This is a genomic window from Falsiroseomonas tokyonensis (assembly GCF_019024325.1).
Lineage (GTDB): Bacteria > Pseudomonadota > Alphaproteobacteria > Acetobacterales > Acetobacteraceae > Falsiroseomonas > Falsiroseomonas tokyonensis.
Genome location: NZ_JAFNJS010000019.1, coordinates 1 through 15947, shown reverse-complemented (window position 1 = coordinate 15947; position 15947 = coordinate 1). Strand labels below are relative to the sequence as shown.

The window sequence follows — 15947 nt, the reverse complement described above, 5'->3', positions numbered from 1 at the left end:
ATTGAAGATCCGCCGCGGACCGGCCTCCCACCTGGGGTTCCGCTCCGGCGATCCCTCATGCCGGCGAGATCCTTCATCGCGCCCTCCCGGCGAACAGCGGTAGATCGTTCGGCACGACCGCGGCGTAGTAGGTGGTGGGCTTGGTCGTGCCGGCCTCCTGCTCGACGACGACAAGGCCCGCCTCGACCAGCGAGGCCAGGATCTCCTCGCGCTCGCGGCGCGACAGGAACTGGGAGCGGCGCGTTACGTCGCTGCGCGACAGGCGCCCGCCGTCCCGGATGATCTCCAGCACCCGCTTGTGCTTCGCCTCGGTGTCGTTGTCGGAGATCTTGCTTTCGGCCTCGCGCAGCATCGTGCCGATGCAGTGCTCCACCAGGCGCGACGCCCAGCCGATGTCGCGTGCCTCCGTAACCGGCCGCGCGGGGTCGCGGCTGACAGCGGCGATCATCGCCAGCTTCGCTGCGTTCTCGGCGTGGCGGCCGAACAGGGCGGTGGCGTAGGTCCCGCGGTGCGAGCGCAGCAGGTCGGTGGCCTCGCGCCGCACCGCCTGCATGGCCCCCTCCGCGTCGGGGCTGAGCGGCACCGTGTAGGCGTGGATCGGGGCCGAGGCCTCCATCGCGTCTGCGATGTTGCCGCCGTGGCTGTGTCCGGGCACGCCGCGCGCTATCGCCTGCACCGCGGCCACGAGATCGGCGGGCGGGTCCATCGGCGCTGGCGCCTCGTTGCGCTCCGGGTAGTCCTCGTCGGTGAGGAAGACCAGGAAGCGCGCGATCGAGCCATCTGCGAGCGCGCCGCCCTCCAGCGCCTGCCAGAACGGCCCAGGCACGGTGACGCCCCAGATGCAGGCGCAGGGCTGCTCGATCGTGACCCGCGGCCGCGCCTTCTGGTCGGCGTATTCCGCGCCGATGTAGGGCTCGGCCGCCGAGGTGTAGAGCTTGGTCAGCTCCGCCCAGATGGCCGCCTTGTGCGCCGGGGCGCGCGGGGCGAGGACGAGCTTCAGGAACTGGCCGAACTCGTCCACTTGGAAGAGCCGCGCGGGATGCCGCTGCAGGGAGGTGAGCAGCCCGGCCGAGGACGCCAGATCCTCGCCGCCGAGGTAGCGATCCAGGCCGGCTGCGTAGAGGACGCGCTTCACGCAGCGGCGCGCATGATCCTTGCCGCCGCCGCTGTCGGCGATGCCGATGGCGTAGACGTTGCTGCGCAGGTCGGTCGGCGTCCGGTAGCGCCGGCCAGCGAGCGCGCCGACCATGCAGATGGCAGCGCCCAGCGCCAGGAAGGGCTGCGGGCTGACCGCCGTACTCATGGCGTAGTCCACGAACCGCCTCAGCACCCCGTCGACCGCCAGCAGCTCCGGCGGGACGCGATAGCGCGGCGGTGGCGCTGGCGCGGCCGTGGCCTTGGCGAGAAGCCCGACGGCCGGATGCGGCTGTCCGGCCCGTTCTGCCGCTTGGGCGTTCAGCGTGACCTCGGGCGGCGGCACCCAGCCGCGCGCGATGGCCCAGCCATAGATGCTGCCGGCGCCGATGCTGTGGGGCCGCAGCGTCTTCCAGCGGCGCTCCGCGGTGTCCGACTTGCCCGATTGGCCAGACTTCCCGCTCGACTTCGACCAGTCGAGCCAGAGCTGGCGCCCCTCCTCCCCCAGCGCCGCCTTGATGGCGTTGGCCATGGTGATCCAGGAATGGCCATCCAGGTCCTCGTTGGGGAGGTACGCCAGCGCTGCCTTCACCGCATCGTAGGTGCCGCGGGGATCGGAGGGGCCCCGCCACTCGCCCTCGCTGCCGTCGAGGCGGAGGGAATGGGGCCGCTGGTCCGGCGGGATCAGGCCGTAGGCCCGGTCGAGCCAGGCCATCGCGCTGGCCTCGTCCACCACCGGCAGGCTCGCTAGCGGCAAATCGAGCAGCGTTTCCTCCGGCCAGGCATAGGGCTGCCCCGTGCCGGGGTGGGTGGCGTGGGCGACGAATTGCTGCCCATGCGCCAGGACCTCGAGCGGCAGCCGCTTGCGGCCGGGGAAGGCAGCCGCCGCGCGATAGACCAGCAGGCGCTTCGGGGCCTGGCCGATCCGGATGCAGGGCGTCTCGCCCAGCATCTCGCCGGCGAGCCGGGCGAGTTCAAAGGCGAGCCCGGCGTCCGTGACGTCGATGTCGATGCCGACCACGGCGCCGCAGGCGATGCCCACGCCGCTGCCTGGCCAGCGTCGCCAGATATCGAGTTCGAAGGACTTCGTCGGCCGGTCGGCATGCCGAGTCCAATCGGCATAGGGTACCCACCGCCCCGCAGTGAAACGCCCCGGCACCTTGCTGCCCGGCATGATCGGGATGACGGGGTAGCCGTTGTCGACGAGGCGCTCGCCGTGGCTCGCCATGAAGCCGGCCGCGTCGGTCATTCGCCCGCCCGCTCCTGGGCGGCGATGGCGGCATCACGCTCCGCGTCGATGCGCAGGACCTCGGGGTAGAGAGCGGCGATCTGCCGCGCCGCGCGCTCCAGGGCACGCCGCGCCACCTCGAGTTCGGCGTGGATCGACCGCGCGGGGACGACCGCGGTAGGCCTGACCTGCACCTTCGCCGCCGCGGCCTGCGCGTCCGATTCGTTCGCCGCCTCGACGCGGTTCAGCACGTAGCGCCCCGGACTCCACTTCCCGACGCTCTTCCGACGTGCAAGGACGAAGCCGGCGGCGCGCACCCCATCCAGCATGCAGAGCTTGACGGCGATGTACTGGCGGCCGCGCCTGTCAGGATCCACCGCCGCGCGAACCGGCTCCGCGAGTTCCACGACCGTCATCGGCCGGTTGCCGTGCGCCGACCACCAGGCAGGGTAGATCTGCGCCGCCTCGGCGAGCATGTCGACCGGGTTCATCGGCCACCAACCGCGGGGAGCGGCAATGTCTGCACCTTCGCCACCGCCGTGTTGATGGCGATCTGCTGCTCGATGAGCGCAGCGACATAGGCACCGCAGATCGCTTCGATGAAGCCGCGCCAGTCCGCCTCCGACCAGGTCGCCATGTCGGTGCGGCCGACCGCCTCGATGTACTGCCCGGCGATATCGCCGGCCGCGCGCATCGCCGCGACCTCCTGCTCGTTCGCATCAACCATGCAGCGCTCCCGCCAGAGGTCGAGGCAGACGGGCGAACACGAGAGCGCGGTCCAATGCACCCGAAGCGAGCGCGCCGGATGCCACCACAGCCAGTGCCAGGCAGGGCGCGAGCAGGTGCGGCATTTCATTGATCCCCTTGCCGCTGCTTGGCCGCTGCTTCGGCCTTCTTGCGCTCACGCCAACGGCGGCACGCCTCGCGCGCTTTCTCGGGGGCCGCATTACGCCGAGCGCGCTCCTGCTCGCGTACCTTCTCTCGGTTCGCGGCCTTCCAGCGGTTATTCGCCTCGCGTGCCTTTGCCGGGTCTGCCTCGCGTTTCTGTGCCGTTGCCGCAATCACCTTCTCCGGGTTCGCGGCTCGCCAGCGGCGAGACGACTCGTTCCGCTTCTGCCGATTGGCCGCATAGCGCGCGCGGTTCTGTTCCCGCGCCTTCTCCGGGTCCGCGGCGTATTTTTGCCGCGCCCAATCCCGCTGCCGCGCCCTTTTCCGTTCCGCCTTCTCATCCGGCGTCTCCGGATGCGTCGGTGAGACTGCCGGCGGCAGCGTCTTCCACGGTGCGTTCATCACTCGAACCTCGCGCTGACGATCTCGGTGTACTGGCCCAGCGGCCGCACCTGGATGGCGCGGGGCTGGCGCAGCGCTTCGATGTGCTGCAGGGCCTCTTCAACCGAGGACGGCGCCGGCAGCTGCGGCGCACGGCGCTGCCACCAGCCCACGGCCTTCTCGCGGGGGAAGCCGGTGTGCTCGAAGCACACCCACTCGCTGTGCCGGGCCAGCCCGCAGTCGTAGGTGACGCGCAGCGAGGCCGGCTTGCCGGGCTTCTCGTGGCGCGTGTAGGTGACGCCGGTAACGTCGCACCAGCTGGCCTGTATCTGTGTCGAGAGCAGCGCGTTGGACGCTGCCTCGGGCGACACCTTGATCGCCGGCGGCGGGAACTCCTCGTCGCACTCGATGCAGCGTCGCGCGCTGGCGTGGTTGATGGTCTGGCACGCCGAGCAGACCTTGATCGGTGCGTCGCCGTCGCCGGCGGGCTCCCGCTTCCGCCCGTCCACCATGTCGATCGGGCCGTGTCGCGCCGTGTTGCCGGCGAAGTCGAGGACAAGGCAGTCGTCCTTGCCCTCCGCGAGCCGGGTGCCGCGCCCCACCATCTGGACGTAGAGGCCGACGCTCTTCGTCGGGCGCAGCAGCGCGATCAGGTCGACGCCGGGCGCGTCGAAGCCGGTGGTCAGCACGTTGGCGTTGGTCACGCAGCGCAGCCGCCCCGCCTTGAACGCAGTCAGGATGCTGTCGCGCTCCGGCGCCGGCGTGTCGCCCGTGACCGTCTCGCAGGAGACCCCATGCTCGCGGATGGCGTCCCGGACGTGCCGCGCATGGGCGACGCCGGAGCAGAAGACCAACCAGGAGCCGCGGCCCTCGCCGTGCTGCACGATCTCGGCGACGGCGGCGCGGGTGACCTCGTCGCGGTCCACCGCCGCCTCGAGGTCCTTGGCGATGAACTCCCCGCCGCGCGTGCCGACCCCGCCGACGTCGAGCTGCGTCTCGGTCTGCTTAGGGACAACGGGCGAGAGGTAGCCCTGGCGGATCATGTTCAGGACCGACACCTCATAGGCGATGTCGGTGAACAGCCGGTCCTTCCCCTCGTGGAGCAGCCCGCTGTCGAGCCGGTAGGGCGTGGCGGTGAAGCCGACCACCTTCAGCAGGCCGGCGTTGACCTCGTTCAGCTGCGCGAGGAAGGAGCGATACATGCCGCTGTCGCCGCGGCCGAGCAGATGGGCCTCGTCGATCAGCACCAGGTCGCAGCGCTGGACCTTGTAGGCATGGCGATGGATGGACTGGATGCCGGCGAACAACACCTGGGCGCGGATGTCGCGGCGCGAGAGGCCGGCGGAGTAGATGCCGGCCGGCGCCTCGGGCCAGGCGCGGAGCAGCGCCATGAAGTTCTGCTGGATCAGCTCCTTCACATGGGTCAGGACCAGGACGCGGGTGTCGGCATAGGCAGCGATGGCCTCGCGGATGAAGCCGGCGATGACCACGGATTTCCCTGTGCCGGTCGGCATCACCACAAGCGGGTTGCCCGTGTTCCCGCCGAAGTAGTCGTAGAGCGCGTCGATGGCGGCGCGCTGATAGGGGCGCAGCGAAAGGGTCATGCGGCGGCCATCCCGTCCCGCCACTCCGCGCCGTCGCGCAGCCGGTAGCTGACCCAGTCCTCGCCCGCGTCGATCTGCTCGCCGGGGACGAGGTCGGGAACGTAGAGGTGCATCGCGCAGCCGGCCTGCTGCGCGTCGCGTACCGGGAAGTGCCCGTGCCGGGCGCAGTGCCAGGCGCCGCCGTCCGCCGCCGTGGCGTGCAGGCAGGACCGGCAGTGGCGCTCCGCGGCCGCGCCCTCGTGGCAGACGGCGTGGTGGTCGCAGAGCCGGCACTGCCACCAGGCCGGATCGTCGCTGATCCGCGCCGGCGGATGCGCGGCGCGCACGATCCGCTCCGCCTTGGCCAGCAGCCGCAGCCCGGCCTCGGCGTTGTGGTGGACGCGCTCCTGGTACAGCGCGTCGGTGTCCTTGCACACCGCCAGGTAGAAGGCCCGGTCGATGCCCGCGAGCTGCATGTAGGCCTGCATCTGCGCCCAGTGCAGCGGCTTCGACGCGGCGACGCCCTCCGCCAGCAGGCGGGCGAAGGACTTCGCGCTGTGCGTCTTGAACTCGCAGACATGCCAAGCCTGCGGTGCCTCCAGGAAACCCCTGGCGACCGCATCCATGCTGCCGCCGAAGTGGCCGGTGGCGTCGCGCACGGTCCACTGCCGGCCCGTGTCGGGATCTACCTCGAGCACGGTCACGCCGATCCGGCGCAGGTCGGCGACAAACCGCGCCTCGGCGAGCTGGCCAGTCTCGAAGAGCCGGAGGAGACGCCCGGTGTGACGTGCCCGCGTCGCCCAGCGGAAGGTGTACCAGAGCGCACGATCGCACTCGGTACCGATCAGCGAGGCACCAAGGTGCTCGCGCCAGCCAGCGTCGGCCGCCGCCTCGTAGGCGGCATAGATCGCGTCCACCGTCGGCGTGGCGGGAGGAGGAAGCGCGGCCATGCTCACCCCGCGCGGCGCCAGGGCGGCGTGGCGGTCGGCGCGGCCGTCGTCGGGCGCGGCGGCGGAGGGGCCGAGCGCGCCGCGGGCGCCGGCGTGGCCCGCGCGGTCGGCGCGTTGCCGAGCGGCGCATAGCCCTTGACCTTGTTCTGCTTGCGCTGCTCGTGCGGCGGCAGGTGCTTGTCCCGACTGTCCACCTCGATCGCGAGCGTCACCTGCAGCGGCCGCAGATGCAGCTGCTCGCTGTCGCTGACCTGGAGCTGGCCCACCGCGTGGCAGATCGCAGACAGGGCGCGCTGCGCGATCTCCACCGTCTGCTGGTTCGGGTTCACCAGGTTGAGCTGGTCCCAGATCTTGCGGCCCTGGTGGGGCCCCTCGATCACGTCGAGCTCGAGCCAGAGCAGCTGGCCGGTCCCGGCCTTGGTCGGGCGCATCTCGCTCTGCACGATCTGGGCGACGTAGCGCCCGGGCGGGAGCAGCGCGAAGGGCGCCGCCGGCTCGACCGCGTTGGCGTCGAAGTGCTGGTTGAGCTGGGCCATGTCAGCGGATCTCCTCCGCGGCGGGCGCGGTCTCTTGGGCGTAGAAGGGGATACCGGCGGCAAGCGCCGGCCAGTCGAGCGGCAGGCTGTCGGGCAGCCCGAAGCGGTTCTTGGCGAGGAAGGCCGGGCGCTCGGTGGTGTGCAGCAGGCGGTCGCCGCCGGAGACGCCGCGCACCACCTGCTTCTTGAAGCCGACGTCGGTCTTGACGGTGCTCACGCGGTAGTTCGCGAACAGCACCGCATCGACGTGCTCCTGCACCAGCGCCGCGGCACGGCTCTGGAGCTTGATGACGTACCGGTCGTAGGGCTCGGTCTCGGGGCTGTCGAAGCGGCGGATGTCGCAGTGCGCGATGAGGATCACGCCCATGCCGCGCTCGGCGCGCAGCAGGTTCATGCCGTCCAGGAAGCCGCGCCAAACGTCGAGGGCGGCGAGATAGCCCTTGCCGTAGCCGGGCTGCTCGATGTCGGACCAGTTGTTGATCCGGGCGGTCTCGCGCCAGACCAGCGGCTCCAGCCAGTCGAGGCTGTCGAGCACGACGGTCTGGAAGTCGTGCTGCTGCCCGTAGAGCGCGTCGAGCGCGTCCTGCACGTCGGCGTAGCTGCGCAGCAGGCCGAAGGTCGGTGCGTCGATGACGCCGAGGCCGTCCTCGGTCTGGAGGAACACCGGGCTCGGCGCGGCCGCGGCGAGGCTGGTCTTGCCGACGCCGGCGACGCCGTAGACGAGCATACGGGGCGGGCTCGCCGCGCCGCCGCGCCGCAGGCTTTCGAGGGAGATCGCCATCAGTGCGCCTCCGCCTTCGGCGCGCGGGGCTTCGCCTTGATGACGTCCACCTTGATGTCGCCGCCCGCCCTGGCGACGGCCTCGGCGAAGCCGTCGAGCGTCGGCTCGAAGGCCGCGACCTCCTTCGCGCGGGCGATCGCGTCGCCCTCCAGCGGGATCGAGACGAGGATGCGAAGCTCGTGCGCCATCATGCGGGCTCCTTCGGGGTGAGGGCGTAGGTCGGGCGACCGGGGCGGAGGGTGCGGGCTGGCTCGAACAGCGCGCGGATGCGCGGCGGCCAGGCGGCGAAGCGCGCTTCCGTCACCGTGAGCTCGGTGCCGACGTAGTCGGCGGGGTCCTCGCCCCATTCGCGCAGGGTCTGCACCGCCTCTGCGAGCCGCGCCTGGTTCCACTCCACGCGCTTCGGCAGATCGGCGACGACCTCGACGCCGTCCGCCTCGAGGCGGACGCGGCCGGTGTCCTTTCCCTCGGCCCGGCGCGCTGCGGTGGCGGCCTCGCCGAAGCGGCGATCCAGCCCCTCATGCAGCAGGTCGGACAGCTGCTTGCCGTCTGCCTTGAGTTTAGCGACCTCGTCGAGCAGGGCGGCGAGGTCGGCGGCCGGCAGGCTCGCGACCTGCGCCGGCAGCATGCGACGCAGCGTCGCCAGCGTGGTGCGGTTCGGGATGGTCACGGCGTCACCTCCAGGAGTTCGGCGGCCCAGAGCAGGGCGATGATGGAGAGGGCGAAGGCGACGCCGCCGAGCAGCGCCCGCAGTATTTCAAGGAGACGGTGCTGGCTCATGCGGCACTCCGTGCGATCGCGTCGGCAGGCGGCAGCGGGCCGTCCTCGATCGCCCCGCGTCGGTCGCGACGGGCCGCATCGGCGTCGGGATCGAAGCGCGCGCTGCGGGAGGCGATCTCCAGCCAGGCATGCAGCCGCACCACGACCAGCGGCTCGGCGCGGTCGCGCACCAGGAAGAGCGCGTCATTCGCCCCGAGCCAGCGTTCGAGCGTCTTGAACCCGCTGCCCTCGCCGCGGGCCTTCACCTCGGCCTTGAGCGGCGCGGCGCCACGGACGTAGAGGTCGACGTCGGCGCCGTTGCCCTGGTAGCGCAGCGCACCGGAGAGCGGCACGCGCTCGGCGTGCATGCCGCACTTCGTGTGGATCTCGACGATGGCGCGCTCGCGGCGCAGCCCCTTGTCGCGCGACGCCTTACCCATGGAGGCGGCCCTTCCGGATCGCGCCGAGCTCGGCCAGCAGGCGCTCATCCACCGGCCGTCCGGTGAAGCGCGCCGCAGCCGCGACGGCCGCCCAGTAGCGGGCGGGGATGCCGCGGCGGCGCCAGGCCCGGACGGTCACCGCCTCGACGTCGAGGATGGCGGCGAGCTCGCCGGCGCAGGACCAGAGGTTGATCACCTCGGCGAAGCTGCGCGGTGGCGAGGCGGCCGGGCGCCGCGCGGGTGCGGGCGGGTCCGGCTGATGAGGCGACGGGGAGGACCGGGCGGCGGGCATGCCGGGGAGATACGCTGTGTCGCGGCAGGCAAACAAGACTGTTTGTATTGCGCGAATCCTGCTACACAATCGCCCAATAGGCGCTACAAGATGCATCGCATGGAGACCGCCGCGCACCGCCTCCGCCGCTTTCGCGAGCAGAAGGGCATCGATTCCGGGGCCGAGCTCGCCCGCCTCGCCGGCGTGCCCGAGGCGACCTACCGCGCTTACGAGAGCGGTCGCCGGCCGCTCACCGCGCGGGCCGCGCGCGAGCTCGCCGGGCCGCTCGGGATCACCTGGCAGAAGCTCCTCTTCGGCAAGGAGGCGGGCGACGAGGTCGGCATTGCCGTCAACACGCCGGAGGAGGCCGCGGCGGTCCTCGGCCAGCGCGTCCGGCGCAAGCCGGCGCCCAAGCCAAAGCCCGCCTACAGCGGGCCCGCCAGCGCCGAGATCATCTCCATGGGCGGGGACACCTGGGCCCTCCTGCCCGTCTACGACGCGACAGCGTCGGCCGGCCCTGGGCAGGACATCGACCGCGAATCAGTGATGCACCGCATCGCCTTCCGCGAGGAGTGGATCCGTACCGTCACCAAGGCACCGCTCGACCAGCTCGCGGTGATCAGCGTCGACGGCGATTCGATGGAGCCGACACTGCGGCCGGGCGACTCGGTGCTGATCGACTTCCGGCAGAGCAACCCGGCCGACAAGGACGGGATCTACGTCATCCGCACCGGCAACGGGCTGCAGGTGAAGCGGGTGCAGGTCGAGCTCGGGAAGGGCCTGATCACCGTGCGCTCCGACAACCCAGCCTACGAGCCGCAGCGGAGCCTAAACCCCGACGATATCCACGTGATCGGGCGTGTGATCTGGCTCGGCCGGCAGGTCGGGGCGTAGCGCTACAAATCAGCACTCCCCGACAGGCGGGGCGATTCGTATTGTCACGCGATGCAGCGCGACGATCCCCCGATCAACCTCCATCTCCCACCCCACCTGCGCGAGGTCTGTGACCTGCTCGCCCGTGGGCTGCTGCGGCTGAGGAGCCGCGCTGTCGAGGAAGCCGCGCGCCAGCCCGCCGGCGAGAGCGCGGTTCGCCTACACTCCGTCCCCGGCCAGCGCCTTGGTGCGAACCCCAGGAGAAAGGGAGTCGCATGAGACGCGCGAAGCCGACCACCACGACGATGACGATCAGCGCCATCCCGAAGCAGGACGTGCCGGCGCGGCTCGCCGCGCTGCCCGGCATGCCGATCGGCGAGCTCAAGGCCGAGTGGCGCCGGCTCTTCGGCACCGAGCCGCCGCCCTACAACCGGCGCTTCCTGGAGAGCCGGCTCGCCTACAGGACACAGGAGCTCGCCTATGGCGGGCTGAAGCCTGAGACGCTGGCGCGGCTCGAGGCGTTGGGCGAGCAGTTCGACGGCCGGAGCATCACGCTGCGCCGCATCCGCCATGACCAGCGTCCGATCGCGGGCACGCGGCTGATCCGCGAGTACCAGGGCGTCGAGCACGTCGTCACCGTCACCCGCGACGGCTACAGCTACCAGGGCCGCCCCTATCAGTCGCTCTCCGCCATTGCGCGCGCGATCACCGGCACGCGCTGGAACGGCTGGGTCTTCTTCGGCCTGCGGAAGCCCGGCTCATGAGCCGCCGCGATGCCGCCATGCCGGCGAAGCTGCGCAAGCTCCGTTGCGCCGTCTACACGCGGAAGTCCACCGACGAGGGGCTGGAGAAGGAGTTCAACTCGCTTGAGGCGCAGCGCGCGGCGTGTGAGGCCTACATCGCCTCGCAGCGGCCCGAGGGCTGGGTCCTGGTGCACGACCGCTACGACGACGGCGGTGTGTCCGGCGGCACGCTCGATCGTCCCGCGCTGAAGCGCCTGCTGGCCGACATCGAGTCCGGCCTCGTCGACGTCGTGGTGGTCTACAAGGTCGACCGGCTGTCGCGGTCGCTGATGGACTTCGCAAAGCTGGTCGAGACCTTCGAGGCGCACGACGTCACCTTCGTGGCCATCACGCAGTCGCTGAACACAACCACGAGCATGGGCCGGCTGACGCTGAACATGCTGCTGAGCTTCGCGCAGTATGAGCGCGAGCTGATCGGCGAGCGCGTGCGCGACAAGATCGCGGCCTCGCGCGCGCGCGGCATGTGGATGGGCGGGCCGGTGCCGCTCGGCTATCGCGTCGAGAACCGCAAGCTGCTGATCGACGAGGCCGGTGCCGCGACGGTGCGCCGCGTGTTTGAGGGGTTCGCCGAGATTCGCTCCGGCACTCGCCTGCTGCCGATCTTGCTGGCGGAAGGGCACGTGACGAAGACGGGCCGGCCCTTCGACAAGAGCGCGCTCTACAAGCTGCTGGTGAACCGGGTCTACATCGGCGAGGCCGTGCATAAGGGGACGGCGTATCCCGGCGAGCATGACGCCATCGTCCCGCGGGACCTATGGGATCGCGTTCACGGCATCCTCGCCGAGAGCCCCCGGGTCCGCGCGGCGCAGGCGCGCCAGCGGGCGCCGGCGCTGCTGCGGGGCCTGCTGTTCGGCCCGGACGGGCGGGCCATGTCGCCTAGCCACACCCGGAAGAAGGGCCGGCTCTACCGCTACTACGTCAGCCAGGCCGTGCTGCAGGGCGGGGCGAACGATGCGCCGCACCGGCGGCTGCCGGCCGGCGAGATCGAGGGGCTGGTCATGGCGCAGGTCCGCGCCCTGCTGCGCCAGCCGGAGGTGGTGGTCGGCACCTGGCGCGCGGCGCGGGCGGAGGACCCCAGCATGACCGAGGCCGAGGTCCGCGACGCACTCGGCCGGCTCGATCCCCTCTGGGACGAGATGTTTCCCGCCGAGCAGGAGCGGATCGTTGGGCTGCTGGTGGAGCGCGTCACGGTCGGCGAGGCCGGGGCCGAGATCCGGTTCAATCTGGAGGGGCTTGCCGGGCTGGCGCGGGACCTGGCGGCGAAGCGGGAGGCGATGGCGGCATGAGCAGCATGACGGTGGTCGTGCCGATGGCGATCCGGCGCCGCGGCGGGCGGAAGCAGATCATCGGGCCGGATGGCGCACCGCTTCGCGCCAGCGGTGACGCGGGCGAGACGCGCGGCGACCCGACGCTGGTGAAGGCGCTGGCGCGGGCGTTTCGGTGGCGGCGAATGCTGGAGGGGGGGCGGTATGGATCGATCCGCGAACTCGCCGCCGCGGAAGGCGTCGATCGCGCCTATATTGGTCGTCTACTAAACCTGACCCTGTTGGCGCCGGAACTGGTAGAGGCGATCCTGGATGGCCGGGAACCATACTTCTCGGTTCCGCAGCGGTTGTCCGAGCCGATCCCGCTCACCTGGGTCGACCAGCAGAGGGCGTGCATTCCAAGACGTTGACCTGGCAGACGGGCGCCCCCGCATGGCATTCTTGGGGCAGCCGCGAGGACGAGGTCCGCTGTGCGAACGTCAAAAGGGAACTTGAAAGAGCGCCGATGGATCGTGCTTGGCACCGATGGTCGGTACGTCACGCTCGGTCGCGCTTCCGATCCGTCCGAGGATGAGGTACGCGGCGCTGAAGAAGCTCTTCGTGCTCAGGGCTTGGCTGGGTGGCTCGCCATCATGGAAGGCAATCCCTACGTTGGTGCTGCGCCGCGCGTGTTAGAAGTCCGCCCGCTCGCCGACCCGACCGTGCAATTCGCGGATGCCGCTGCAGCTTTCGCCCGCGCTATCGCCGGACGGCGAGCGGAGCTCGCGGGCTGACGGCGGCACGTGGGCACACCCGCCAGCCTTGGGCAGATGTGCCAGAAGGCCGGCGTGCAACGATGCGTGGCAATAAGAAGAAGGACACACGGCCCGAGTTGGCGGTCCGCAGGCTCCTCCACGCAATGGGGTTTCGCTTCCGGTTGCACCGCCGCGACCTGCCGGGAACGCCAGACGTTGTCTTCCCCACTCGACGCAAAGCAATCCAGGTGCACGGCTGCTTCTGGCATCAGCACGAGGGCTGCCGATCGGCGACCCTACCCGCCACGCGTCAGGAGTACTGGCTGCCGAAGCTCGCCCGAAATCGGGAGCGCGACCGCCAAGCCGAAGCGGCCCTAACGGCGTTAGGCTGGCAGGTTATGACCGTATGGGAATGCGAGGTGACAGACGTCGGACGCCTCGGGCCGAGGCTTCGACACTTCTTGGGCTTTCCGAAAGCGCGGGGTTGAGGCGATCTGGGCCGAGGCACAGCTTGTCCAGGTGCGACAGCACCTCAGCAAGGCACGCCAGTTCATTGGTTTCTGACCAGGAATCGCGAATCGGGCTTAACCTACATCTCAGCTTCTCGTATCAATGACGAAACTGGCATTTCGAGAGGGACATGGACGGGTTTGCTGGGGCACTTCAGCCAAGCCCAGCGTTGGAGCGCTTGCGCTTTGTCGACCTGTTCGCGGGATTGGGCGGCTTTCATCAAGCCCTCGCATCCCTTGGGCATGACTGCGTCTTCGCGTGCGAGGCCGACCCGGAACTCGCCAGCCTCTACGAGAAAAATTTCGGCATCCGCCCGGCGGGTGACATCAGGCTTGTTCGGCCGGATGAGGTGCCATCACATGATGTCCTCTGCGCGGGCTTTCCCTGCCAAAATTTCTCGAAGGCCGGCGAGCAGCGCGGGCTTTCCTGCCCTCAGTACGGCGACCTAACAAACTACATCGTCGGAATTCTCGCCCATCATCGGCCGCGCCTGCTGCTGATGGAGAACGTCCCAAATCTCATGCGCCACGAGGGCGGCGAGACCTGGGCCTCGATACGCCAGCAGCTCCTCCAGGCGGGCTACAGCGTCTCGGAGGCACGCCTATCGCCCGACCAGTTTGGTGTTCCGCAGGTACGGGAGCGTTCATTCATCGTTGGGCGGCGCGGAGATCTGGGCGATTTTCGCTGGCCGACGCCGACGGCGCCCGAGGGCTTGACCGTCCGCACGATCCTCGACGATCACCCGCCCGAGGCCCGCTACCTCGAGCCGCACTTCGTGGCCTACCTCGACGCTTGGCAGAAGTTGCTCGCAAAGCTGCCGAAGTCCGAGCCTCTGCCGACTTGGCCCATGTGGGCCATGGAGTGGGGCGCCAGCTATCCCTACACCGTCGATACCCCACACGCCCGCGAATATCGGGGCCTCGGGCGGTACGCAGGCGCATTAGGCGAGCGCCTCGCGCGCAAGTCCCCCGAGGAGGTAAAGGCGGCTCTCCCGTCCTACGCGCGCGAACGCAGCGCTGCCTTCCCCGATTGGAAAGTCGCGTTCATTGCCAAGAACAGAGCCTTCTACAGACGTCACCAGCGCCTGATCGACACTTGGTTGCCGAGCATCGCTGGTTTCGCCCCCAGCTTCCAGAAGCTCGAGTGGAACTGCCGCAACGAGACGCGCGACATTTGGAGCAAGGTGCTCCAGTTTCGGCCCTCGGGAATTCGTGTGAAGTCGCCGAGGCGGGCCCCGTCGCTAGTCGCCATGACCACCAGCCAGGTTCCGGTCATTGCATGGCAGCGGCGCTTCATGACGGTGCGGGAGTGCAGTCGCCTTCAGAGCATGGGCGACCTGCAACACTTGCCGAGCACGAGGAGCGCAGCGTTCAAGGCGCTCGGAAACGCAGTAAACGTGGAGGTGGTCAAGGCCATCGCCTCGGCTCTCCTAGCCGTAGACGCCCGCCTCCTCGCAAAACCTGCGCCGGTGCTGCCCGGCCCCGGGGGTGCGCGGCATGCCGCCTGACGCTGCCGCGCCTTCGGACACTTCGCCTCCGCGGTCCGTAAGCATCCGGCCCGGCTCTGCTATCCTCTCAGTCCTCAAGCACCTCAATTACAAGCCGTGGCACGCGCTTGCCGAGTTCGTGGACAACGCCGTCCAAAGCTATCTGCAGAACCGCGATGCTCTTCACGCACTGCACGGCGCTGGCTGGAAGCTGCGCGTGGATATTGACGTCGATGCCTCTCAGCCGGCACGCATCCGGGTCGTCGACAACGCGGCTGGCATTGCCGCCCAGGACTTCCCGCGCGCCTTCCGACCTGCCGTGGTCCCGCCAGATCGTTCGGGGCTGTCGGAGTTCGGGATGGGCATGAAGTCGGCCGCGTGCTGGTTCGCCCCGCGCTGGCAGGTCCGCACGCAAGCCCTCGGCGACGCTGTCGAGCGGACGGTCCGCCTCGATGTGGCGAGCATCGTCCGGGACTCGCTGGAGGAGTTGGCGATCCGGGAGGGTCCAGGCCGAGCGGCCGGGCACTTCACCGAGGTCGTGCTTGAAGAGCCATTCCACCTCCCAGTCGGGAGGACGGTGGGAAAAATCAAGGAACATCTGACTGACATCTACAGGTGCTACCTGCGGGACGGCTCGCTTGTGCTGCGGGTGAACACTCAGGAGCTGGCCTATGAGGAACCCCAGATCCTGCGAGCACCCTTCTATCGCGAGCCGCACGGCGCTCCGAGAGATTGGCGCAAGGAGATCAACCTCGACCTCGGAGGTGGGCAGCGGGCGCACGGCTTTGCCGCGTTGCGGCAGGACGGCAAGGGCGCGCGCGCAGGCTTCGCTCTTTTCCGCCGCAATCGTCTCATTCAGGGCAGCGGCGACGAGGGCTGGAAGCACCACGAGGTATTCGGCGCGCCCAACATGTACCGGCACCAGCGCCTGTTTGGTGAGTTGCACCTCGAAGGCTTTGAGGTCAGCCACACGAAGGACGGTTTCCGTTGGACGGACGAGGACGCCTTCGCGCAGCTCCTCGCCGACGACCTCGACGGCGGCGACCTTCCTCTGCTCAAGCAGGCGGAGGGCCACCGGCAGAGAGCGCCTCGGCCGGCACTTCAGCGCAGCGCCTCGGCCGCCGTGGCCGGTGCGCAGGAGGACATGCAGGCAAATCTGGAAGACGCCCTGCCGCCTGCCGCTGAGCAAGCGCGCGCTGACGATCCTCCTCCAGAGCTCGAGAATGACGCGCCGGGAAGGCCAGCCCCGCTAGTGGAGTGACTCCAACACTTGCTTCCCGCGGTTGATGGCGGCGAGGACGCGGTCGGGGTCGGCGGTCCAGGCG

20 protein-coding genes are annotated in these 15947 nt (G+C 69.9%); 8 read left to right on the top strand and 12 right to left on the bottom strand.

What is annotated here, in order from left to right; translation table 11 throughout:
- Positions 1-73 precede the first annotated feature (73 nt).
- From J3S20_RS28780 to J3S20_RS28725, 12 genes are all read right to left on the bottom strand, one after another.
- Positions 74-2383, bottom strand: a complete 2310-nt coding sequence (locus J3S20_RS28780) for a bifunctional DNA primase/polymerase (RefSeq protein ID WP_216840378.1) — start codon at positions 2381-2383, stop codon at positions 74-76.
- Positions 2380-2853 carry a hypothetical protein gene (locus J3S20_RS28775; RefSeq protein WP_216840377.1) on the bottom strand — a complete coding sequence of 158 codons (474 nt, stop codon included), beginning with the start codon at positions 2851-2853 and terminating at the stop codon, positions 2380-2382. Before J3S20_RS28775 ends, J3S20_RS28780 begins: the two co-directional genes overlap by 4 nt.
- Positions 2850-3089, bottom strand: a complete 240-nt coding sequence (locus tag J3S20_RS28770; RefSeq protein WP_216840376.1) for a DUF6511 domain-containing protein — start codon at positions 3087-3089, stop codon at positions 2850-2852. Before J3S20_RS28770 ends, J3S20_RS28775 begins: the two co-directional genes overlap by 4 nt.
- A 125-nt stretch (positions 3090-3214) precedes the next feature.
- Positions 3215-3652 (bottom strand): hypothetical protein, encoded by a 438-nt coding sequence (locus J3S20_RS28765; RefSeq protein WP_216840375.1) that lies wholly within the window; start codon positions 3650-3652, stop codon positions 3215-3217.
- Entirely contained in the window at positions 3652-5235 is a 1584-nt protein-coding gene (locus tag J3S20_RS28760) for a DEAD/DEAH box helicase (protein ID WP_216840374.1), read from the bottom strand. Before J3S20_RS28760 ends, J3S20_RS28765 begins: the two co-directional genes overlap by 1 nt.
- The gene (locus J3S20_RS28755) at positions 5232-6164 is read right to left on the bottom strand and encodes a PD-(D/E)XK nuclease family protein (RefSeq protein ID WP_216840373.1); all 933 of its coding nucleotides are present in this window, start codon (positions 6162-6164) and stop codon (positions 5232-5234) included. Before J3S20_RS28755 ends, J3S20_RS28760 begins: the two co-directional genes overlap by 4 nt.
- A 2-nt stretch (positions 6165-6166) precedes the next feature.
- Positions 6167-6700, bottom strand: coding sequence for a DUF669 domain-containing protein (locus J3S20_RS28750; RefSeq protein ID WP_216840372.1), 534 nt, complete (start codon positions 6698-6700; stop codon positions 6167-6169).
- A 1-nt stretch (position 6701) separates the two neighbouring features.
- Positions 6702-7481 carry an ATP-binding protein gene (locus J3S20_RS28745; protein WP_216840371.1) on the bottom strand — a complete coding sequence of 260 codons (780 nt, stop codon included), beginning with the start codon at positions 7479-7481 and terminating at the stop codon, positions 6702-6704.
- Positions 7481-7672 (bottom strand): hypothetical protein, encoded by a 192-nt coding sequence (locus tag J3S20_RS28740; RefSeq protein ID WP_216840370.1) that lies wholly within the window; start codon positions 7670-7672, stop codon positions 7481-7483. Before J3S20_RS28740 ends, J3S20_RS28745 begins: the two co-directional genes overlap by 1 nt.
- Entirely contained in the window at positions 7669-8151 is a 483-nt protein-coding gene (locus tag J3S20_RS28735; protein WP_216840369.1) for a hypothetical protein, read from the bottom strand. The genes J3S20_RS28740 and J3S20_RS28735 overlap by 4 nt, the downstream gene beginning before the upstream one ends.
- A 106-nt stretch (positions 8152-8257) precedes the next feature.
- Complete coding sequence (locus tag J3S20_RS28730) at positions 8258-8680, bottom strand: hypothetical protein (RefSeq protein WP_216840368.1); 423 nt, start codon at positions 8678-8680, stop codon at positions 8258-8260.
- Entirely contained in the window at positions 8673-8972 is a 300-nt protein-coding gene (locus J3S20_RS28725) for a hypothetical protein (protein ID WP_216840367.1), read from the bottom strand. The genes J3S20_RS28730 and J3S20_RS28725 overlap by 8 nt, the downstream gene beginning before the upstream one ends.
- Before the next feature lie 99 nt (positions 8973-9071).
- Here J3S20_RS28725 and J3S20_RS28720 point away from each other — a divergent pair, with 99 nt between their 5' ends.
- The 8 genes from J3S20_RS28720 to J3S20_RS28685 all read left to right on the top strand — a co-directional run bounded on the left by J3S20_RS28720 (position 9072) and on the right by J3S20_RS28685 (position 15883).
- Positions 9072-9845, top strand: coding sequence for a LexA family transcriptional regulator (locus J3S20_RS28720; protein ID WP_216840366.1), 774 nt, complete (start codon positions 9072-9074; stop codon positions 9843-9845).
- A 254-nt stretch (positions 9846-10099) separates the two neighbouring features.
- The gene (locus J3S20_RS28715; RefSeq protein WP_281419653.1) at positions 10100-10588 is read left to right on the top strand and encodes a DUF2924 domain-containing protein; all 489 of its coding nucleotides are present in this window, start codon (positions 10100-10102) and stop codon (positions 10586-10588) included.
- Positions 10585-11913, top strand: a complete 1329-nt coding sequence (locus tag J3S20_RS28710) for a recombinase family protein (RefSeq protein WP_216840365.1) — start codon at positions 10585-10587, stop codon at positions 11911-11913. Before J3S20_RS28715 ends, J3S20_RS28710 begins: the two co-directional genes overlap by 4 nt.
- Positions 11910-12302, top strand: a complete 393-nt coding sequence (locus tag J3S20_RS28705) for a hypothetical protein (RefSeq protein ID WP_216840364.1) — start codon at positions 11910-11912, stop codon at positions 12300-12302. Before J3S20_RS28710 ends, J3S20_RS28705 begins: the two co-directional genes overlap by 4 nt.
- An 81-nt stretch (positions 12303-12383) precedes the next feature.
- Entirely contained in the window at positions 12384-12665 is a 282-nt protein-coding gene (locus tag J3S20_RS28700) for a hypothetical protein (protein ID WP_216840363.1), read from the top strand.
- 38 nt (positions 12666-12703) lie between these two features.
- Positions 12704-13114 carry a very short patch repair endonuclease gene (locus tag J3S20_RS28695; RefSeq protein ID WP_343215329.1) on the top strand — a complete coding sequence of 137 codons (411 nt, stop codon included), beginning with the start codon at positions 12704-12706 and terminating at the stop codon, positions 13112-13114.
- A gap of 200 nt (positions 13115-13314) precedes the next feature.
- Positions 13315-14643: a DNA (cytosine-5-)-methyltransferase gene (gene dcm, locus J3S20_RS28690; protein WP_216840361.1), complete on the top strand. Its 1329-nt coding sequence runs from the start codon at positions 13315-13317 to the stop codon at positions 14641-14643.
- The gene (locus tag J3S20_RS28685) at positions 14633-15883 is read left to right on the top strand and encodes an ATP-binding protein (RefSeq protein ID WP_246603380.1); all 1251 of its coding nucleotides are present in this window, start codon (positions 14633-14635) and stop codon (positions 15881-15883) included. Before dcm ends, J3S20_RS28685 begins: the two co-directional genes overlap by 11 nt.
- The last annotated feature ends 64 nt before the right edge of the window (positions 15884-15947 follow it).